General features: G+C 72.5%; 16 protein-coding genes. 6 read left to right on the forward strand and 10 right to left on the reverse strand.

What is annotated here, in order from left to right; all coding sequences use genetic code 11:
* Window positions 1-259: 259 nt before the first annotated feature.
* Both G5C65_RS12955 and G5C65_RS12960 read right to left on the reverse strand, forming a co-directional pair.
* Window positions 260-1,864: a sensor histidine kinase gene (locus tag G5C65_RS12955; protein ID WP_206441728.1), complete on the reverse strand. Its 1,605-nt coding sequence runs from the start codon at window positions 1,862-1,864 to the stop codon at window positions 260-262.
* Entirely contained in the window at window positions 1,861-2,676 is an 816-nt protein-coding gene (locus tag G5C65_RS12960; RefSeq protein ID WP_165298941.1) for a response regulator transcription factor, read from the reverse strand. The genes G5C65_RS12955 and G5C65_RS12960 overlap by 4 nt, the downstream gene beginning before the upstream one ends.
* 276 nt (window positions 2,677-2,952) lie before the next feature.
* On the opposite strand from G5C65_RS12960, the gene G5C65_RS12965 reads away from it, so the two are divergent.
* Window positions 2,953-5,610, forward strand: a complete 2,658-nt coding sequence (locus G5C65_RS12965; protein ID WP_165298942.1) for an MMPL family transporter — start codon at window positions 2,953-2,955, stop codon at window positions 5,608-5,610.
* A 272-nt stretch (window positions 5,611-5,882) separates the two neighbouring features.
* Here the strand turns inward: G5C65_RS12965 and G5C65_RS12970 are convergent, their stop codons facing one another.
* The 4 genes from G5C65_RS12970 to rocD all read right to left on the reverse strand — a co-directional run bounded on the left by G5C65_RS12970 (window position 5,883) and on the right by rocD (window position 8,886).
* A complete protein-coding gene (locus G5C65_RS12970) occupies window positions 5,883-6,614 on the reverse strand; it encodes an isocitrate lyase/PEP mutase family protein (RefSeq protein WP_338146365.1) in 732 nt (243 codons plus the stop codon).
* A complete protein-coding gene (locus G5C65_RS12975; RefSeq protein ID WP_165298944.1) occupies window positions 6,611-7,087 on the reverse strand; it encodes a carboxymuconolactone decarboxylase family protein in 477 nt (158 codons plus the stop codon). The genes G5C65_RS12970 and G5C65_RS12975 overlap by 4 nt, the downstream gene beginning before the upstream one ends.
* Before the next feature lie 63 nt (window positions 7,088-7,150).
* Window positions 7,151-7,540, reverse strand: coding sequence for a MerR family transcriptional regulator (locus tag G5C65_RS12980; RefSeq protein WP_165298945.1), 390 nt, complete (start codon window positions 7,538-7,540; stop codon window positions 7,151-7,153).
* A 140-nt stretch (window positions 7,541-7,680) separates the two neighbouring features.
* The gene (gene rocD, locus G5C65_RS12985; RefSeq protein WP_165298946.1) at window positions 7,681-8,886 is read right to left on the reverse strand and encodes an ornithine--oxo-acid transaminase; all 1,206 of its coding nucleotides are present in this window, start codon (window positions 8,884-8,886) and stop codon (window positions 7,681-7,683) included.
* A gap of 122 nt (window positions 8,887-9,008) precedes the next feature.
* Here rocD and trpS point away from each other — a divergent pair, with 122 nt between their 5' ends.
* The 3 genes from trpS (at window position 9,009) to G5C65_RS13000 (ending at window position 11,697) form a co-directional block, all read left to right on the forward strand.
* Window positions 9,009-10,025, forward strand: coding sequence for a tryptophan--tRNA ligase (trpS, locus tag G5C65_RS12990; RefSeq protein WP_165298947.1), 1,017 nt, complete (start codon window positions 9,009-9,011; stop codon window positions 10,023-10,025).
* Window positions 10,026-10,047: 22 nt separating this feature from the next.
* The gene (locus G5C65_RS12995; protein ID WP_165298948.1) at window positions 10,048-10,656 is read left to right on the forward strand and encodes a 2'-5' RNA ligase family protein; all 609 of its coding nucleotides are present in this window, start codon (window positions 10,048-10,050) and stop codon (window positions 10,654-10,656) included.
* 78 nt (window positions 10,657-10,734) lie between these two features.
* Window positions 10,735-11,697 (forward strand): YhjD/YihY/BrkB family envelope integrity protein, encoded by a 963-nt coding sequence (locus tag G5C65_RS13000; RefSeq protein WP_165298949.1) that lies wholly within the window; start codon window positions 10,735-10,737, stop codon window positions 11,695-11,697.
* Here the strand turns inward: G5C65_RS13000 and G5C65_RS13005 are convergent.
* A complete protein-coding gene (locus G5C65_RS13005) occupies window positions 11,636-12,832 on the reverse strand; it encodes a D-alanyl-D-alanine carboxypeptidase family protein (RefSeq protein ID WP_338146367.1) in 1,197 nt (398 codons plus the stop codon). The genes G5C65_RS13000 and G5C65_RS13005 overlap by 62 nt on opposite strands.
* Before the next feature lie 179 nt (window positions 12,833-13,011).
* On the opposite strand from G5C65_RS13005, the gene G5C65_RS13010 reads away from it, so the two are divergent.
* Together G5C65_RS13010 and G5C65_RS13015 are read left to right on the forward strand one after the other, a co-directional pair.
* Window positions 13,012-13,284: an SCO4848 family membrane protein gene (locus G5C65_RS13010; protein ID WP_165298950.1), complete on the forward strand. Its 273-nt coding sequence runs from the start codon at window positions 13,012-13,014 to the stop codon at window positions 13,282-13,284.
* Window positions 13,285-13,318: 34 nt separating this feature from the next.
* Entirely contained in the window at window positions 13,319-14,575 is a 1,257-nt protein-coding gene (locus G5C65_RS13015; protein WP_165298951.1) for a metallophosphoesterase, read from the forward strand.
* 29 nt (window positions 14,576-14,604) lie between these two features.
* Here the strand turns inward: G5C65_RS13015 and G5C65_RS40405 are convergent, their stop codons facing one another.
* The 3 genes from G5C65_RS40405 to G5C65_RS13030 all read right to left on the reverse strand — a co-directional run bounded on the left by G5C65_RS40405 (window position 14,605) and on the right by G5C65_RS13030 (window position 17,919).
* Window positions 14,605-15,657, reverse strand: coding sequence for a CopD family protein (locus G5C65_RS40405; protein ID WP_165298952.1), 1,053 nt, complete (start codon window positions 15,655-15,657; stop codon window positions 14,605-14,607).
* A 210-nt stretch (window positions 15,658-15,867) separates the two neighbouring features.
* Complete coding sequence (locus G5C65_RS13025) at window positions 15,868-16,824, reverse strand: glycine betaine ABC transporter substrate-binding protein (protein WP_165298953.1); 957 nt, start codon at window positions 16,822-16,824, stop codon at window positions 15,868-15,870.
* Between the two features lie 147 nt (window positions 16,825-16,971).
* Entirely contained in the window at window positions 16,972-17,919 is a 948-nt protein-coding gene (locus tag G5C65_RS13030; protein ID WP_165298954.1) for a glycine betaine ABC transporter substrate-binding protein, read from the reverse strand.
* Window positions 17,920-17,966: the final 47 nt, after the last annotated feature.

The raw sequence follows: 17,966 nt of genomic DNA on the forward strand, positions 1-17,966 counted from the left end.
CCACCCCTGTCCTCGCCCCGGCCCGCGGCTCCCAGTCCGCTGAGCAGCACCTGCCCATCGGCCGTACGTGCGAACCGCAGGGTGATCCCGGGCCCTCCCCAGTGGTCGGGCATGGCGCCAACGGTCATCTCCCCAGCTCCCCTCAACGCGTCCCAGCACAGTCCCGGGCGCCACGCTCGCACCGCCGTGGCCTGGGGAGAAGCCCATCCGGGCGGTACGAAACTTTTCGCGGGCGCCGGCCGGCCGACGGCATCAAGTCCTAGCCCGACGTGACCCCCGCGGGTGTGGTGTCGGACTCCGAGGTGTCCGGGGCCGGAGCCGGGGCCGGGAGGGTGACCGTCACGGTGAGGCCCGCGTCGCGCGCCGTGCGCACCCGCACCGTGCCGCCCTGGGCCTCCACGCCCGCGTGCACCACCGACATGCCCAGCCCGCTCCCCCCGTTCGGGGCGCCGTCGGCGCGGAAGAAGCGGTCGAAGACGCGGGCCGCGTCCTCGGGGCGCATACCGGGCCCCTCGTCCCGTACCCGCAGCACACACACGTGCGTGTCCGCGTCATGGGGGTCGGGGCCGGCCGACACCTCGACCCGGACCGGTGCGCTGACGGGTGTGTGCACCCGTACGTTGGCGACGAGGTTGCCCACCACCTGGCGGAGCAGCGGTTCGTCCGCCAGCGCCAGGGCCGGCCCTTCGGTGCGTACGAACCGCACCTCGCGCTCCGGCTGCTGCGCCGAGAGGTCCGCCAGCGCGTCCTCGGCCAGCCGTGCGACGTCCACGGGCGCGGGGCGCAGCTCGGGGCGCTGGTCGAGGCGGGCCAGCGCGAGCAGTTCGTCGACGAGGCGGGACATCCGCTCCGTCTCGGCGGTCATCCTGTGCAGCACCCGGGTGCGCTCCCCCGCGTCGGCGAGCATCCCGCGCTCGTAGAGCTGGAGATAGCCGCGGATCGCCGCCAGCGGGGTGCGCAGCTCGTGCGAGGCGTCCGCGACGAAGCGCCGCAGGTGCGCTGCGGCGTGCTCGCGGGCCAGGAAGGCGGACTCCACCTGGTGCAGCATCGAGTTCAGCGCCAGCCGCAGCCGCTCGACCTCCAGCGCGGCGCGGCGCCTGCCGCCGCGCGCCGCCACCCGGCGCGACAGGTCGAGGCCCCGGTGCCCCTTCCCCGCGGGCCCCGCGCCGTCGGAGTGCGGGGAGTGCCGGGTGTCGCGGGCGTGCTGCTCGCAGCCCTCCGCGATGGCCGAGGCCGTCTCCACCATGTCCTCCATCGGCCGCAGCCCGCGCCGGGCGCCGAAGAACATCCCGGTGCCCAGCAGCGCCATCAGCCCGACCCCGGCCACGAGCTCGAGCCGGACGACGTTGCCCATGATCTCCCCGGTGGCGCTCACCTCCGTCGCCATCAGCACCAGCTGCCCGTCGGCGAGCCGGATGGCGGTCGCGCGGTACGGGGTGTCGCCGTTGAGCTCCACATCGGTGGGGTTGGCTTCCTTCGACAGCTTCACCGGGTTCCCGACGGCGGCGGCCAGGCCGCGCTCCTCCGGCGTCGGCGGGTAGCCCAGGAAGCCCTTCGGCTTGCCCGCGTCGGTCACCGGCACGAAGACCCTGTCGTTGGTGTCGGTGGCCTTGGCGACGTTCGGGTCGAGCGCCTCCCGGAGCCCGGCTATGTCCAGGAACGTGGTGAGGTCCTTCAGCGTCAGATCGACTTCGTAGATCTGCTCCCGGGAGGACTTCAGATCGTCGTCGACCGTGTCGATGAGGTAGTGCCGCACACCCGCCAGGCTGATGGTGGTGGCGACCACGATGCCCAGGGCCAGCATCGCGATGCCGCTGATCGTCACCTTCGCACGCAGCGACCCGGCGTGCTGGGCGCCGGTCATGACGCCCCCGGCGCCGGCCCGCCGGGGGCCGGCCGGCCCCCGGCCCCTCCGCGCTCGAATCCGTCGGCGCCGACCGGCGGCCGCAGTCCGTACCCCACCCCTCTGCGGGTGCGGATCAGCGGCGGGCCCAGCGGGTCCAGCTTCCGGCGCAGATAGCTCACATACGTCTCGACCACCGTCGACTCCACGGGGTGCTCGTACCGCCACACCTGCCTGAGGAGCTGCTCCTTGGGCACGATCCGGTCCCCGTTGCGCACCAGGTGCCGCAGCAGCGCGAACTCGGTGGGCGTCAGATCCGCGCTGCGCCCGCCGCGCCGCACCGTGTACGTCGCCTCGTCCAGCTCCAGGTCCCCGTAGCGGATCACCGGCGGGCGCGCCGGGGCGCCCGGACCGTCCTCGTGCGCAGGCGCGTCGCGCCCGCCCGAGCTCTCGGCCGAGGTGGTGCGGCGCAGCACGGCACGCAGCCGGGCGACCACCTCGTCGACGTTGAACGGCTTGGTGATGTAGTCGTCACCGCCCAGCGTGAGCCCCTGGATGACCTCGGACGGCGCGTCTCTGGCTGTGAGGAAGACCACCGCCAGATCGCCCCGTTCGGCGCGCAGCACCCGGCACACCTGCCGTCCGTCGCCGTCCGGCAGCGCGATGTCGAGCAGCACGGCGTCCGGCCGCGCCTCGCGCGCCGCCGTGACGGCTGCCTGCGCTCCGGAGGCGGTGACCACCTCGAACCCGTGGAAGCGCAGTGTGATCGCCAGTACGTCAGCGATGCTCGGTTCGTCCTCGACGATCAGAACGGTGGCCGTGGTGGAGGTCATCCCCCCAGTATCGGACCAGATTTGCGGGTTCTCGCAGCGAAGCATGGGAGGTTCTTGAGAACCCTCCCCTCGCGCGCGCGACGCGGGCGCGGGCACCCGACCCTGGTCGAGTACGGGGATCACGGACGGCAGGGCGGTACCGGTCGACGAGGGTCGGCGAGGATCGACGACGATCCACGGCGATCGACAACGGGCAGCGGCGGAGCGTCCCGGGGCCACCCGCACCACTCCGTACGGGCCCGCCCGGACGGCGGGCACGCAAGGAGGGGAAACGGTATGGCGGCGCTGGCACGGTGGTGCCTGGGACACCGGTGGGCCGTGGTGCTGCTGTGGCTCGTCGCCCTGCTCGGCACGGGCGTCGCGAGCACCGCGGCGGGCACCTCGTACGCCAGCAACTTCACCCTCCCCGGCACCGAGTCCACCCGCGCCCACGACCGGATGCGGGACGCCTTCCCGGAGTTGTCCGGGGACACCGACACCGTCGTGTGGGAGACCAGCGGGCGGGGCGGCAGCGTACGCGACCCCCGGGTGCGCGCGCGGATGTCCGACGCGCTCGCCGACATCGCGGACATGCCCGGCGTCGGCAGCGTCGCCAGCCCCTACACCCGCCGCGGCGGCGGCACGCAGATCAGCGACGACGACACCATCGCCTACGCCCAGGTGACCTACACCCAGCAGGTCTTCGAGCTGGACCAGGACGACATCCGGCGCGTCGTCGACCGCGCCCGGCAGGCCCGCGAGGGCTGGCTGCAGGTCGAGGTCGGCGGTCCGGCCGTCGAGTTGAGCGAGGAGCCGCCCGCCGGGCTCCCCGAGGGCGCAGCCCTGCTCGCCGCGGCCCTCGTGCTGCTGCTGGCGTTCGGCTCGCTGTTCACGATGCTGCTGCCGCTGCTCAGCGCCGTCTTCGCGGTCGGCACCGGGCTGTTCACCCTCGGCCTGCTCAGCCACGCCCTGGACGTACCCGAGGTGGCGACGCTGCTCGCCTCGCTGATCGGGCTCGGCGTCGGCGTCGACTACGCGCTGCTCGTCGTCGCGCGGCACCGCGAGGGCCTCCGGGAGGGGCTGACCCCACACGGGGCGGCCGTCCGCGCCATGGGCACCTCGGGGCGGGCCGTGCTGTTCGCGGGCGGCACGGTCTGCGTGGCGCTGCTCGCCCTGCTCGTGCTGGGCGTGGACTTCCTCGACGGCATCGCGCTGGCCACCACGCTGACCACACTGCTGAGCGTGCTCGCCGCCGCGACCCTGCTGCCCGCGCTGCTCGGCCTGCTGGGCCCGCGGACGCTGAGCCGGCGCGAGCGGGCCCGGCTCGCGGCGGCGCGGGGCCCGGCAGCGGAGCCGGAACCGGACCCGGAGCCAGGCCCGGAGCCGGGCCCGGGGGCCGTGGCCGCCGCGCGGCCGGGGCCCGCCGAGCGCTGGGCGTCGGTACTGGAGGCGCGCCCGACGGCGCTGGGCCTGCTGGCGCTCGTCGTGCTCACGGTGCTCGCCTTCCCCGCAGCTTCCCTCCGGCTCGGCGCCCACGACCAGGGCAACCTCCCCGAGAACCGGACCGCGCGCCGCGCCTACGACCTGCTCGTGGAGGGCTTCGGGCCCGGCTTCAACGGCCCGCTGACGCTGGTCGCGGACGTCAGCGGAGGCGAGCGGGAGCGCACGGCGCTGGCCGGCCTGGCCGAGCGGCTCCCCCAGCAGCGCGGCGTGGCCCGCGTCGAGCCCGTCCCGCTGCCCCGGGACTCCGACACGGCCGTGGTGCAGGTCTTCCCCGAGACCTCCCCGCAGTCGGCCGACACCGACGACCTCATCAGCACCCTGCGGGACGAGACCGTTCCGCAGGCGGAGCGCGGCACGGACCTGCGGGTGGACATCGGGGGCGCCACGGCCACCCAGAAGGACTTCGCCGCGGCCATCGGCGGCAAGATGCCGGTGTTCATCGCGGTGATCTTCGGGCTGGGCGCGCTGCTGCTGCTGATCGCCTTCCGCAGCCTGGTCGTCCCGCTCACGGCAGTGGTGATGAACCTGGTCGCGGCGGCCGCCTCGCTCGGGGTGCTCGTCGCGGTCTTCCAGTGGGGCTGGGGGGTGGAGCTGCTGGGCATCGGCAAGGAGGGGCCGATCATCTCCTTCCTGCCGGTCATCCTGCTGCCGCTGCTGTTCGGGCTGTCGATGGACTACCAGGTCTTCCTCATCAGCCGGATCCACGAGGAGTGGACGCGCACCCGGGACAACGCGCGCGCGGTGCGCACCGGGCTCGCCGACACCGGCCGCGTCATCACCTGCGCGGCACTGATCATGATCTGCGTCTTCGCGTCCTTCCTGCTCAGCGGGGAGCCCGGCCCCGTGATGGCCGGGATCGGCCTGGCGGGCGCCGTGGCGCTGGACGCGTTCCTGCTGCGGACGCTGCTGGTGCCCGCGCTGATGTTCCTCCTCGGCCGCGCCAACTGGTGGCTGCCGGAGCGGCTCGGACGGCGCCTGCCCCGGCTGCCGTGGCCGGCGGCGGATCCGGCGGGCCGGCCCCGGCGGGCGGCCCCGGGCGGCCCCGCGGCTTCCGGCGGTCCCGTGACCGCCGGAAGCTCCGGGCCCCCCGGGGGCCCCGCCGACCCCGGGGGCCCCGCGGGCCCGCGCGACGCCCCGAAGCCGGGACCCGCGGAGGAGGCCGCCCCGGCCGCGCGGGTGCGGGGCACGGTGCGGGACGGGTCCGGCGGCCCGCTCGCCGAGGCCACGCTCACGCTGCTCGCGGTCAACGGCACCCGGATCAGCCGGACCCGCACCACGGCGGACGGCGAGTACACGCTGCCCGTGACGGGCAGCGGCGCCTATATCGTCGTCGCCACCTCGCCGGCGCTCGGCGCGACCAGCCGGAGCGTGCTCGTCTCCGACGAGGATGTCGAGCTGGATCTGAGCGTCGAGAGCATCGAGCTCTCTCCGAGCCGCCCGGAGGACGGCTGACCCGTGCTTCGTCCTGCGGGCTGCGACGCGCGGTCAGGCCCCTCCCCGGCGGCTGGGCAGGGGCAGCCCCTGTCTGTGCGTCGCAGCCCGCGGGTGCGTCCTGGCCGGTCGCGCAGTTCCCCGCGCCCCTTGCGGGGCGCGCCCTGGCGCCCCGCAAGGGGCGCTTCAGGGGCGCGGGGAACTGCGCGAGCAACCACAACCCACCCGCGGGCTGCGACGCACCGGCAGGGGCAGCCCCTGCCCAGCACAATCCGCCGGACACGGCCTAGCTCTTACAAGAGGTGCGCGAGTGACGCGTATGTCTCGGCTGCCAGCGTCCCCCCGAAGGTCACCCGCGCCGCGCCCGCGGCGCCCAGCGCCGCGGGCGTCGGCTCGCGGCCCGCCCGCGACAGCCCGTTCACCGGGACGCCGAGCTCCGCGGCGAGCACCCGGACGTCGGCCGGCGGAGCCCCCAGCGGGTAGACGCCGTCCGCGCCCGCCGCCACATAGCGGCGCCCCCGCTCCAGCGCGTCGGCCAGGGGGTCCGGTGCGCCCCGCAGATAGCTGTCGACCCGGGCGTTCAGGAAGAACGGCACGGACGGCTCCGCCGCGCGCACCTCGGCCAGCCACTCCGCCTGCCGGCCCGCGGGCAGCAGCCGCCCGTCCGCGCCGGTGTCCTCCAGGTTGCAGCCCACGGCGCCGGTCTCCAGCAGCCGCGCCACCAGCTCGGCGGGCGGGAGCCCGTAGCCCCGCTCGATGTCGGCGGTGACCGGGATGTCCACCGCGCGGACGATCCGCGCGACGGCGGCGAACATCTCGCCGGGCGGGCACGAGCCGTCCGCGTACCCCAGGGACTGCGAGACGCCCGCGCTCGGCGTCGCCAGCCCGGGGAAGCCGGCCTCCTCGAAGACATGGGCACTCGCCGCGTCCCAGGCGCCCGGCAGGACGAGCGGATCGCCCGCCGGGCGGCCGGTGTGCAGCGCGCGGAAGCCGCGTGCCCGCGCCGCGAGGCCCTCGGCCGTCACGCCCGGCCCTTCGCCATGCTCATCGGCACGGCGCGCTGGGTGACCTGGAAGCGGTTCCATGCGTTGATGGCGACGATCATGGCGATGAGGTGGGCCAGCTCACCCTCGTCGAAGTGCTGCGCGGCCCGCGCGTAGACCGCGTCGGAGACGCCGTGGCCGTCCGAGAGGCGGGTCATCGCCTCGGTCAGCGCGAGCGCCGCCTGCTCGCGCTCGGTGAACAGGCCGTCCACCTCGTCCCAGGCGGCGATCAGGTCGAGGCGCTGCTGGGTCTCGCCCAGCTTGCGCGCGTCGGCGTAGTGCATGTCCAGGCAGAAGGCGCAGCGGTTGATCTGCGAGGCGCGGATCTTCACCAGTTCGGCGACGGTCTGGTCGAAGTTCTTCGCAGCGGCGGACTGGAAGGCGACCATGCCCTCGTAGACGCCTGCGGCGTGCTTGAAGACCTGGACCCGGGAAGTGTCGTGCTGTGTGGTCATACCAGTGAGCCTAGGACCCGGTTGAGCCGTGGACAGGGTCCATTTCCGACCCGGAATCGTGGGTCAATTCGCGGTGCCGGCCTCCGCGGGGGCGCGCTTCGCGCGCACCTCGTCCAGGTACGCGTCCAGCGCGTCCCGGTTGCGGGACAGACACGCGATGCGCCGCGTCATCCGGTCCCGCTCGTCCTCCAGCGTGGCCAGCATCTCCGGCGTCGCTTCGGAGAAGTGGATGACGCGCGGCTGGTCCAGGCAGGGCAGGATCTGCCGGATGATCCGGGTGGGCAGCCCGGCGTCCAGCAGGCCGCGGATCTGCAGGACGCGGTCCACGTACCGCTCGTCGTAGTCGCGGTAGCCGTTGGGGGCGCGGTCGGCCGCGATCAGCTGCTGTTCCTCGTAGTAGCGCAGCAGACGGCGGGAGGTCCCCGTGCGCTCCGAGAGCTCGCCTATCCTCATGACCCTCATTCTTCCGGGCGGCCCCTCCCCTGGGATCCCCTCGGATCTCCTCGGATCCCCTCGGATTTCACTGAGGAGGGGCTGCCCCGTGCTGTTCCGTGTCGCGCAGTTCCCCGCGCCCCGGCCTCCTCCCGTGAGGGTCAGGTCGCCAGGACCGTGCGGAGCTGGTCCAGGCCCCAGTCCAGGTCCTCGCGTGAGACCACCAGCGGGGGCGCGATACGGATCGTCGAGCCGTGGGTGTCCTTGACGAGCACCCCGCGCGCCATCAGCTTCTCCGAGATGTCGCGGCCCGAGCCGCGCGACGGGTGGATGTCGACCCCGGCCCACAGCCCGCGCCCGCGCACCTCGGTCACCGCTCCCCCGCCCACCAGGCCGGCCAGCTCGCGGTGCAGATGGGCGCCGAGCTCCTTGGCGCGCCGCTGGTACTCGCCCTCGCGCAGCATCGCGACCACCTCCAGGCCCACCGCGCAGGCCAGCGGATTGCCGCCGAAGGTCGAGCCGTGCTCGCCGGGGCGGTGGACGCCCAGCACCTCCCGCGAGGAGACCACGGCCGAGACCGGCACCACGCCGCCGCCCAGCGCCTTGCCCAGCAGATAGACGTCCGGCCGCACCCCTTCGTCCTCGCAGGCGAAGGTGGCGCCGGTACGGCCCAGGCCGGACTGGATCTCGTCCGCGACGAAGAGCACGTTCCGCTCCCGGGTCAGCTCCCGCACGCCCGCCAGATAGCCCGCGGGCGGCACCAGGACGCCCGCCTCGCCCTGGATCGGCTCCAGCAGCACGGCCACCGTGTGCTCGTCGACCGCCGACTGAAGCGCCGCCAGGTCGCCGTAGGGGACGACCTCGAAGCCGGGGGTGAACGGGCCGTGGTCGGCGCGCGCCTCCTCGTCGGTGGAGAAGGAGACGATGGTCGTCGTACGGCCGTGGAAGTTGCCGGACGCGACGATGATCTTCGCCTGGCCGTCCGGCACCCCCTTGACCCGGTAGCCCCACTTGCGGGCGGTCTTCACGGCCGTCTCCACCGCCTCGGCGCCCGTGTTCATGGGCAGCACCATCTCCATGCCGCACAGCTCGGCGAGCTGCTCGCAGAAGGCGGCGAAGCGGTCGTGGTGGAAGGCGCGGGAGGTCAGGGTCACCCGGTCGAGCTGCGCGCGGGCCGCCTCGATCAGCCGGGGGTGCTGGTGTCCGAAGTTGAGCGCCGAGTAGCCGGCGAGCATGTCGAGGTAGCGGCGGCCCTCGACGTCGGTCATCCAGGCCCCTTCGGCGGAGGCGACGACGACGGGCAGCGGGTGGTAGTTGTGCGCGCTGTGGGCGTCCGCGGCGGCGATCAACCGCTCTGACATGGACATAACGGGGTCTCCGTTTCTCTCCGTACCGCACCGGTGGCTGATCCGGTGGCTCTTTCTATCGCACTTCACCGCCGCGTAAACGGGGTGCCGGGGCACGCCGCGCACCTGAGAGAATGGCGGGCATGGCCAATGACAACCGACCCCGCGTCTTCTCCGGAATCCAGCCCACCGCCGGCTCCTTCCACCTGGGCAACTACCTCGGCGCCGTGCGCCAGTGGGTGGCCCTCCAGGAGACCCATGACGCCTTCTACTCGGTTGTCGACCTGCACTCCATCACCATCGCCAAGGATCCGGCCGAGCTGCGGGCCAACACCCGGCTCGCCGCGGCCCAGTTGCTGGCCGCCGGGGTCGACCCGGACCGGGCCACGCTGTTCGTGCAGAGCCATGTGGCGGAGCACACCCAGATGAGCTGGGTCGTCGAGTGCCTGACCGGCTTCGGTGAAGCGTCCCGGATGACGCAGTTCAAGGACAAGTCGGCCAAGCAGGGCAACGACGGCACCAGCGTCGGCCTGTTCACCTACCCCGCGCTGATGGTGGCCGACATCCTGCTCTACCACACGAACGAGGTACCCGTCGGCGAGGACCAGCGCCAGCACCTGGAGCTGACCCGGAACATCGCGGAGCGCTTCAACGCCCGCTACGGCGAGCTGTTCCCCGTCCCCGAGCCGCACATCCTCAAGGAGACCGGCAAGATCTACGACCTCCAGGACCCGACGGTCAAGATGAGCAAGTCGGCGTCCACCCCCAAGGGCATCGTCGAGCTGCTCGACGAGCCCAAGGCCGTCGCGAAGAAGATCAAGAGCGCCGTCACCGACACCGACACGGTGATCCGCTACGCGCCCGAGGAGAAGCCCGGCGTCAGCAACCTGCTCACCGTCTACTCCACCCTCACCGGCGCCGGAATCCCGGAACTGGAGGAGAAGTACGCCGGCAAGGGCTACGGTGCGCTCAAGACCGACCTCGCCGAGGTCGTCACGGAGTGGGTGACACCGTTCCGCGAGCGGACGCAGGAGTATCTGGGCGATCCGGAGACGCTGGACGGCATCCTCGCCAAGGGCGCCGAGAAGGCGCGCTCCGTGGCCGCCGAGACCCTGGCCACGGTGTACGACAAGGTGGGCTTCCTGCCCGCCAAGCGCTGACGCGGGCGCGGAGGGAGAAGAGATGGGCGCTGCCGGTTCCGGGACGGTCACGCTCGGCGTCTCGCTCGCGGTGCCGGAGCCGTACGGCAGCCTGCTGCAGCGGCGGCGCGCGGGCTTCGGCGACCACGCGGCCCACGGCATCCCCACCCACATCACGCTGCTGCCGCCCACCGAGGTGGCGGCGGCGGCACGCGCCGCGATCGAGGCGCATCTGGCGCGGGTGGCGCTCGCGGGCCGCCCCTTCCCGGTGCGGCTGTCCGGCACCGGCACCTTCCGTCCGCTCTCCCCCGTGGTCTTCGTCCAGGTGGTGGAGGGCGGGACCGGGTGCGCCCGGCTCCAGGAGCGGATCCGGATGGCGGACGGGCCGCTCTTCCGCGAGCTGCCGTTCCCGTACCACCCGCATGTGACGGTGGCGCACGGCATCGCCGAGGAGGCGATGGACGCGGCGTACGCCGAGCTGGCGGACTTCTCGGCGTCCTGGACGGCGTCCGGGTTCGCGCTCTACGAGCAGGGCGGGGACGGGGTCTGGCGGCTCCAGCGCGAGTTCGCCTTCGGCGGTGACGCGGTGTGCGAGCGGGTCCCCTCCCAGGGCTGCGTCCGCCCTGCGGGCGCTGCTCCGGCTGCGAGCTGAGCCGTAGCGTCCGGGGAGGGACTGTCAAGGGACTGTCCCTACCGGGATCCGGGGCGTGAGGGACGCAGAATGGGGTCAATGGAAAAGCTCGCCCAGCTGCCCCTCGTCGGCCCCCTCTTCCAGTGGCTGTTCCGGACCCGCGTGTGGAAGGTCTATCTCTATCTGGACGCGCGGAAGTGGTCGCGGCTGGCCGCGGCGATCACCTTCACCAGCTTCCTCGCCCTCTTCCCCACCCTCGCCGTGGCCGCCGCCATCGGCGCCGCGCTGCTCTCCCGGAAGCAGATGCAGGAGGCCCAGGACACCCTCGCCGAGCAGGTCCCCGGCATCTCCGACCAGCTCGACCTGCAGGACCTGGTCGACCACGCGGGCACGGTCGGCCTGATCGCGGGGGCGCTGCTGCTGCTCACCGGCGTCAACTGGGTGGGGACACTGCGCGAGAGCCTGCGCTCCCTGTGGGACCTGGAGGAGGCGCCGGGCAACTTCCTCACCCGCAAGGGCATCGACCTCGGCGTGCTGGGCGGCCTCGGAGTCGTCGGGCTGGTCTCGTTCGGCGGCTCGGCGTTCGCGCTCACCGCGGTGACCTGGGCCGCCGAACAGCTCCAGCTGGCCGAGGGCGGCGTCGGTACGGTGCTGCTGCGCATCGCCGCGTACGCGGCGGCCGTCGCCGCCAGCTTCGGGCTGCTGTGGTACGCGCTGACCCTGCTGCCCGGCGTCAGGCCGCCGCGCCGGGCCACGGCCGCCGCCGCGCTCCAGGGGGCCCTCGGGTTCGAGCTGCTGAAGCTGCTGCTCGGCGGCTACCTCAAGGGCGTCGCGGCCAAGAGCGTCTACGGCGCGTTCGGGGTGCCCATCGCGCTGCTGCTGTGGATCAGCTTCATGGCCAAGCTGCTGCTGTACTGCGTCGCCTGGACGGCGACGGCGGACCCCGAGGACCCCGAGGACACCACCGAGGACCCCGGGGACGGCGCGGAGGACTCGTCCGTCACGGCGCCCGGCGCGGCCAGCGGCGGTGCACCAGGTACGCCACCCCGCCCAGCACCATGAGGACCCCGCCCGCGATGCCCAGCGCGACGCCGACGCCGCCGGAGCCCCCGTCCTGCTCCGCCGCGGCGCGCGCCGACTTCGACTGCGCCGTGCCACCCGCCTGGCCGCCGCCCGCGCCGGAGGCGCCCGGCTTCACCAGGCGGCCCACCGGGGTGACCTTGCCGTCCGCCGCGAAGCCCCAGTCGAGCAGCTTCGCCGTCTCCTTGTAGACCTCCAGCCCGGTGCCCTGGTCCGGGTGCATCACGGTGACCAGCAGGACGCGGTCGCCGCGCTGGGCGACCCCGGTGAAGGTGTTGCCCGCGTTCGTCGTGCTGCCGTTCTTGACCCCCGCGATGCCCGGGTACGGCTTGATGCCCACATCGCCGGTCAGCAGCCGGTTGGTGCTCTGGATGCCGAAGCTGCCGCGCTTCTTCTTGCCGGTCTTCTTGTCCTTCTTCGTCTCGCCCGGGAACTGGGCCGTGGCGGTGGCGGCGTACTTGCGGAAGTCCGCGTTCTGCAGGCCCGAGCGGGCGAACAGGGTCAGGTCGTAGGCGGAGGAGACCTGGCCGGGGTGGTCGTAGCCGTCCGGGCTGACGGCCCGGGTGTCCCTCGCGTTCAGCTCGCGGGCCTTGGCGTTCATCTGCCGGACGGTCTTGTCCACGCCGCCGTTCATCGCGCACAGCACATGCACCGCGTCGTTGCCGGAGCGCAGGAAGACGCCGTTCCACAGGTCGTGCACGGAGTACGTCTCCTCCTCCTTGATGCCGACCAGGCTGCTGCCCTCGCCCATGCCCTGCAGGTCCTCGGGCTGCACCCGGTACTTTCGGTCCTTGGGGAACTTGGGCAGCACCGTGTCCGCGAACAGCATCTTCAGGGTGCTGGCCGGGGCCAGCTTCCAGTGCGCGTTGTGGGAGGCCAGGATCTCGCCGGACTCGGCGTCCGAGACCACCCACGAGCGCGCCGACAGCTTCTTCGGCAGCGCCGGGGCCCCGGCCTTCGGCCGGACCTGGGTGCCGGGCTGGCCGAGCCGCGCGCCGCCCACGGTGGACATCCGGGCGGGGGGCCGGGGTGCCTTGGCCTTGCCCTGCGGCGTGTCGTCCGCGTGCGCGGCGGGGGCGGCCACCAGCGGGAGGGTGAGCGCGGTCGCCGCTATCACCGTCGCGGAGAGAGCGCTTGTCGCACGGATGCGGCCGAACCAGGCTGAATAATGCGATGAAATGGGCACCCTGTGAACGTACAGGTCGACGACCGGGAGCGGGACGCCGAGGGCCCGCTCCTGTGGGCCGGTTGGCCCCTCCGGACGGCTGGATCGAGGGGGCAGCCATACTGAGAGTCATGCACGACGTGTCCACCCGGTCCGGAGCAGGGCTCACCCTGAGCAAGCCGGTCTCCCTCTTCCTCCTGGCCTTCGGGGTGTGGTCCTGGTTTGTCTGGATCACGTTTGTCAAGAACCTGTGGAAGGACAGCAGCGGGCTTGCGTTCGACGATGCGGGTGACCCCACCGGCTACTTTTGGGTCCATCTGCTGCTCGCCATCGCATCCTTCCTGCTCGGTACGGCAATCGGGGTGATCGGACTGCGGGGTCTGCGCGCCCTGCGACAGCGGTAGTACACCGGCGGACAACGGGGAGGGACGGCCCGCGATGGTAGCGGTATTCGTGCTCGCGGGGCTGGCGGCCGTGGCCCTGCTGGGCGGCGTGCACTGGTATGTGTGGCGCCGGCTGGTGCGGGACGTGTCCGCGCCGCACAGCCTCTGGCGGCGTGTCGGAACGGTGCTGGCCGTCGCGCTGCCGCTGGTCAGCGTGGCGAACATGGTCGCCGCGCGGGCCGGAGCGCCGTTCGCCGTCGAGCGGGTGCTGGCCTGGCCGGGCTATATGTGGCTGGCCCTGCTGCTGTATCTGGTGCTCGCGCTGCTGGCGGGCGAGGTGGTACGGCTGGCCGTGCGGCGCGTGGCCGCCGCGCGGCGCCGCGGCCCGCTCCCGGCGGGAGACCAGGGGACCGTGCGGCTCCCGGACCGGAAGGACAGTGCGGGGACCGCGGGCGGTACGGGGAACGCGGGCAGTGCGGGGAGCGAGGAGAGCCGCCGGGTCTTCCTCGCCCGCAGCCTCGCCGTGGGGGCCGGCGCCGCCTCCGTGGCCACGGTCGGCGCGGGCGCGTACAGCGTGCTGAACGGGCCGACGCTGAAGCGGCTCACCCTGCCGCTGCCGAAGCTGGGGCGGGCCGCGCACGGCTATCGGATAGCGGTGGTCAGCGACATCCATCTGGGCCCCACGCTGGGCCGGGCGCACACCCGGCGCATCGTGAACACGATCAACGGCACCCAGCCGGACCTCGTCGCCATCGTCGGCGACCTGGTGGACGGCTCGGTCGCCGACCTCGGGCCCGCCGCCGAGCCGCTGCGCCACCTGCGCTCGCGGCACGGCTCGTTCTTCGTCACCGGCAACCACGAGTACATCGGGGACGCCGGCGAATGGATCGACCACCTGCGCGAGCTGGGCGTCCACCCGCTGGAGAACGCCCGCCGCGAGCTGCCCGGCTTCGACCTGGCCGGGGTCAACGACCTGGCGGGCGAGGACGAGGGCCAGGGCCCCGACTTCCGCAAGGCCCTCGGCGACCGCGACCCGGCCCGCGCCGCCGTGCTGCTGGCCCACCAGCCGGTCCAGATCCACGAGGCGGTCGACTGGAACGTCGGGCTCCAGCTGTCCGGGCACACCCACGGCGGCCAGATGTGGCCGATGAACCTGCTGGCGGGGCTGGCGAACCCCACGGTGGCCGGGCTGGAGCGGTACGGCGACACCCAGCTCTATGTGACCCGCGGCGCGGGGGCGTGGGGCCCGCCGGTACGGGTGGGAGCGGAGTCCGACATCACGCTGGTCAAGCTGGAGTCCCCGGCGGTGTGAGAGCCCCGCAGGGGCGCGGTCCGAGAGGGCTACGTGCGGGGCACCGGGGCCACCGTCAGGAGCGCCGAGAGCACGAGCACCGCGCCGAGCACGGCGAGCTCGGCAGCGGTGGGCCGCAGGACCTCGCCGTACGTCGCCGAGCGGCTCCGCACCAGCACCCGCCGGGCGAGGAGGGCGCACACCGCAACGGCGCCCACCAGCACCAGCTTGGCGATCAGCGTCCGCCCGTACGCGGACGAGAGCGCCTGGTCCAGCGGGAGCCTGCGCAGCGTGCTGAAGGTGCCGGTGACGCAGATCGCCGCGAAGAGCCAGAACGCCCGGCGGGCGTAGGCGGCCAGGAGGGCGCGCGCGGCGCCGGGCTCGCCGTGCCAGGCGCGCATGGTGCGCAGGACCTGGATGAGGCCGCCCGTCCACAGCACCGTGGCGGAGAGGTGGACGAGGGTGAGGGCCATGCCGAGCAGCGGCGTGTTCGCCTCCGGGTGGGCCCGGACGGCCTCCGCCGCCACCACGCCCGCCAGCGGCACGCACGCCCACACCGGGCGGCCCAGGAACAGGCAGAGGGCCGAGAAGAGGAAGCCGTTCGCCTCCAGGAAGGCGATCCGGCCGTCCCGGGTGCCGTAGATCTCGCTCAGCTCCGGCAGCCCGGCCGTCAGCGAGCCGTCCCCGGCCGCCGCCATGGAGGCCAGGCCCAGGGCCGCGGCCATCCCGGCCACGGCCGCGCAGGTGCCCCAGGGGCGCGGGGAGCGGTCCCCGGCGCCGCCGGGGAGGGTGCGGGCGACGTCCCTGGCGAGCCGGTCCCCCGCCACCTCGCCGATCTGCACGCAGAGCGCGGCGAAGAGGACCGAGCGCAGCAGCGACAGCGAGCCGCCCCCGGGTATGTGGAGGTCGTGGGTGCTGTCGGTGGTGACGTCCGTGCCCTTGAGGGCGACCACGACGAGCGCGGACACCCAGCCGGCACAGCCCGCCACCAGCAGTGCGGGCAGCGGCCTGCGGCCCCGGGCCGACCGCTGCGGGGTGGCCCGGTGCCGACCCCGGCTATGGGGGGCAGGAGGGACGGGAGGCGACGCATCGGGCTGGTTCACGGGCCAATTCTGCCCGGTGGGGCTCTCGCACGTGGCGGGCAGCTCCGGTCAGGGTGTGCAGCGCCTGCTCCAGCGGACCGCGCCGGCGCTGCCGGGCGGGCGGCTGGGGCTGGTGGGGCTGCCGCGGTAACCCGACGGAACCGGCGCATCATCCGCACCCGGCGGCGAGGCAGCAAGGGGCAGCCCCTGCCCAGCCGCACCGCCGGGCGGTCAGTCGTCCTTCTTCAGGCCCCAGAGCCAGACCTTCCAGGTGCCGGGGTTCTCGTCGATCCACTTGCGCGCCGCGGCCTTGGGCGAGAGCCCGTCCTTGGAGATCATCCGTGCGACCTTGTTCTGGTCGCTCTCGCTCCACTGGAAGTTCTTGAGGAACTTCGCGGCGTTGCCGCCGTTCTCGCTGAAGTCCTTGTTGAGGAACTTCTGCAGCTGGGCCTGCGGGTAACCGCACTCGACGGTGTCCGCGTCCTCGTCGCAGCCCTCGTAGTGCGCGGGCAGCGGTACTTCCTTGAGATCGGCTTCCTCGGCCAGCCAGTGCGGGCGCCACCAATAGGTGAGGAAGGGCTCGCGCTTCGCGGTCCGGCGCTGGATCTCCTTGATCTGCTTGCTTTCCGAACCCGCGTACACGGGCTGGTAGTTGAGGCCGAGATTCTTCACCAGCGCTTCATCGTGGGTGAGGAAATCCCGGGATCCTTCGAGGAGTTGGCCCTTGGTTCCACTCTTTTCCGTGCGGAAGAGCGCGGCGTACTTGTTGAGCTTATTCCAGCCGGTGAGATCGGGGTGTTTGTCGATGACGTAGTCGGGGACGTACCAGCCGATCTTGCCGGTGACGCCGTTGTCGCCCGCGGGGACCACGGTGTCCTTCTTGGCGACGTACCGCTGCTCCAGGTCGGGGTGGCCCCAGTCCTCCAGGATGGCGTCGGACTTGCCCTTGCCCACCGAGTGCCAGGCGTCCTTCTCCTCCATGCGGCGGACCGTGACGTCGTACCCGAGCTCGCGCTCCAGCAGATGGCGGGCGACGGCCACGTTCGCCTGACCGCCGGCCCAGGTGGGCTCGGTGAGAACGACGGGTCCGGATGCCGCCTCGGATTCCGAGGAGCAGGCGGTGAGGGTGAGCGGGGCCAGGACGGCGAGCCCGAGCGCTGCGGCCCGGCTCGGAGTGATGACAGACATAGGTACGCGTCGTTCCAGGTGAATAGGGCGCCAAAGGCGTGATCACCAAGATCATAACTGCCCCCGGAAAGCCGAAGCTTTCCGGGGGCGGTTATGGAATTTAACGCCCGGTGAACTCACCTGGCGCAGGGGAACGATCGCTGCGGGTTACTTGACCCACTTCTCCCAGGTGGACTTGTTCTCCTTGACCCACTTCTCGGCCGCGGCATCCGGCTTCATCTTGTCGACCTTCATGTAGGTGACGACCTTGTCCTGGTCGGCGGTCGTCCACTTCATCTTCTTCAGGAACTTCGCGGCGTCGCTTCCGCCGTCCGCGAATTCCTTGTTCAGGAACTTCTTGAGATCCAGCGTCGGGTAGCCGCACTTGGCCTTCGAGACGGGCTCGTTGCAGCCGTCGGTGAACTTGGGCAGCTTGACCTCGGTCAGGTCCAGCTCGTTCTGGAGCAGCTGCGGGGTCCACCAGTAGGTGACGAACGGCTTCTTCTGCTTGTAGAGCCGCTTGATCTCGGCCTGCTGCGCGTCCTCCGTGCCGGAGGGCACATGGGTGAAGTTGAGGTTGAGGTTCTTGATGATGCCGGTGTCGTGCTGCGAGTAGCCCGGCGCGGCGCCCATGAACTGGCCCTTGCCCTTGGACTCGGTGGTCTTGAAGTCCTTCCAGAGCTTGTTGAGGCCCTCCCAGGTCTTCACCTCGGGGTGCTGCTTGGCGTAGTACGTGGGCACGTACCAGCCGATGTGGCCCTGGACGCCGATGGTGCCGGCGCCGACGACGGTCTTCTTGTCGTCGACGTAGCGCTTGACCTCCTTGGGGTTGCCGTCCCAGTCCTCCAGGATGGCCTGCACATCGTTGTCGTTGGCCGCCTGGAACGCCTTGGCCTCGTCCATCTGCTGGACCTTGACCTTGACGTCCAGCTCGTCCTCCAGGAGCTTCTTGGCGACCGCGACGTTCGCCTCGGCACCCGCCCACGCGGGCTGGGCGATGGTGACCTCCTTGCCGTCCCCGGAGCCCTTGTCGGTGTCGGCCGCGCAGGCGCTGATGGTGAGCATGGCGGTCACACCGGTGACGGCCGCGGCGGTATGGAGAATGCGCTTCTTCATGGGGTGGTTCTCTGCTTTCTGGGATACGGGGAGGGATGGAGAAGGGT

Origin of the sequence: Streptomyces boncukensis, from assembly GCF_011045075.1 — a bacterium.
Lineage (GTDB): Bacteria > Actinomycetota > Actinomycetes > Streptomycetales > Streptomycetaceae > Streptomyces > Streptomyces boncukensis.

Excerpts from the sequence above, each read along its gene's own strand:
- G5C65_RS12975 (WP_165298944.1), bottom strand. The coding sequence starts at position 7,087 with ATGACCACACAGCACGACACTTCCCGGGTCCAGGTCTTCAAGCACGCC.
- G5C65_RS12980 (WP_165298945.1), bottom strand. The coding sequence starts at position 7,540 with ATGAGGATAGGCGAGCTCTCGGAGCGCACGGGGACCTCCCGCCGTCTG.
- G5C65_RS13000 (WP_165298949.1), top strand. The coding sequence starts at position 10,735 with ATGGAAAAGCTCGCCCAGCTGCCCCTCGTCGGCCCCCTCTTCCAGTGG.
- G5C65_RS12960 (WP_165298941.1), bottom strand. The coding sequence starts at position 2,676 with ATGACCTCCACCACGGCCACCGTTCTGATCGTCGAGGACGAACCGAGC.
- G5C65_RS13030 (WP_165298954.1), bottom strand. The coding sequence starts at position 17,919 with ATGAAGAAGCGCATTCTCCATACCGCCGCGGCCGTCACCGGTGTGACC.
- G5C65_RS12965 (WP_165298942.1), top strand. The coding sequence starts at position 2,953 with ATGGCGGCGCTGGCACGGTGGTGCCTGGGACACCGGTGGGCCGTGGTG.
- G5C65_RS12955 (WP_206441728.1), bottom strand. The coding sequence starts at position 1,864 with ATGACCGGCGCCCAGCACGCCGGGTCGCTGCGTGCGAAGGTGACGATC.
- G5C65_RS12995 (WP_165298948.1), top strand. The coding sequence starts at position 10,048 with ATGGGCGCTGCCGGTTCCGGGACGGTCACGCTCGGCGTCTCGCTCGCG.
- rocD (WP_165298946.1), bottom strand. The coding sequence starts at position 8,886 with ATGTCCATGTCAGAGCGGTTGATCGCCGCCGCGGACGCCCACAGCGCG.
- G5C65_RS13015 (WP_165298951.1), top strand. The coding sequence starts at position 13,319 with ATGGTAGCGGTATTCGTGCTCGCGGGGCTGGCGGCCGTGGCCCTGCTG.
- G5C65_RS13010 (WP_165298950.1), top strand. The coding sequence starts at position 13,012 with ATGCACGACGTGTCCACCCGGTCCGGAGCAGGGCTCACCCTGAGCAAG.
- G5C65_RS13025 (WP_165298953.1), bottom strand. The coding sequence starts at position 16,824 with ATGTCTGTCATCACTCCGAGCCGGGCCGCAGCGCTCGGGCTCGCCGTC.
- trpS (WP_165298947.1), top strand. The coding sequence starts at position 9,009 with ATGGCCAATGACAACCGACCCCGCGTCTTCTCCGGAATCCAGCCCACC.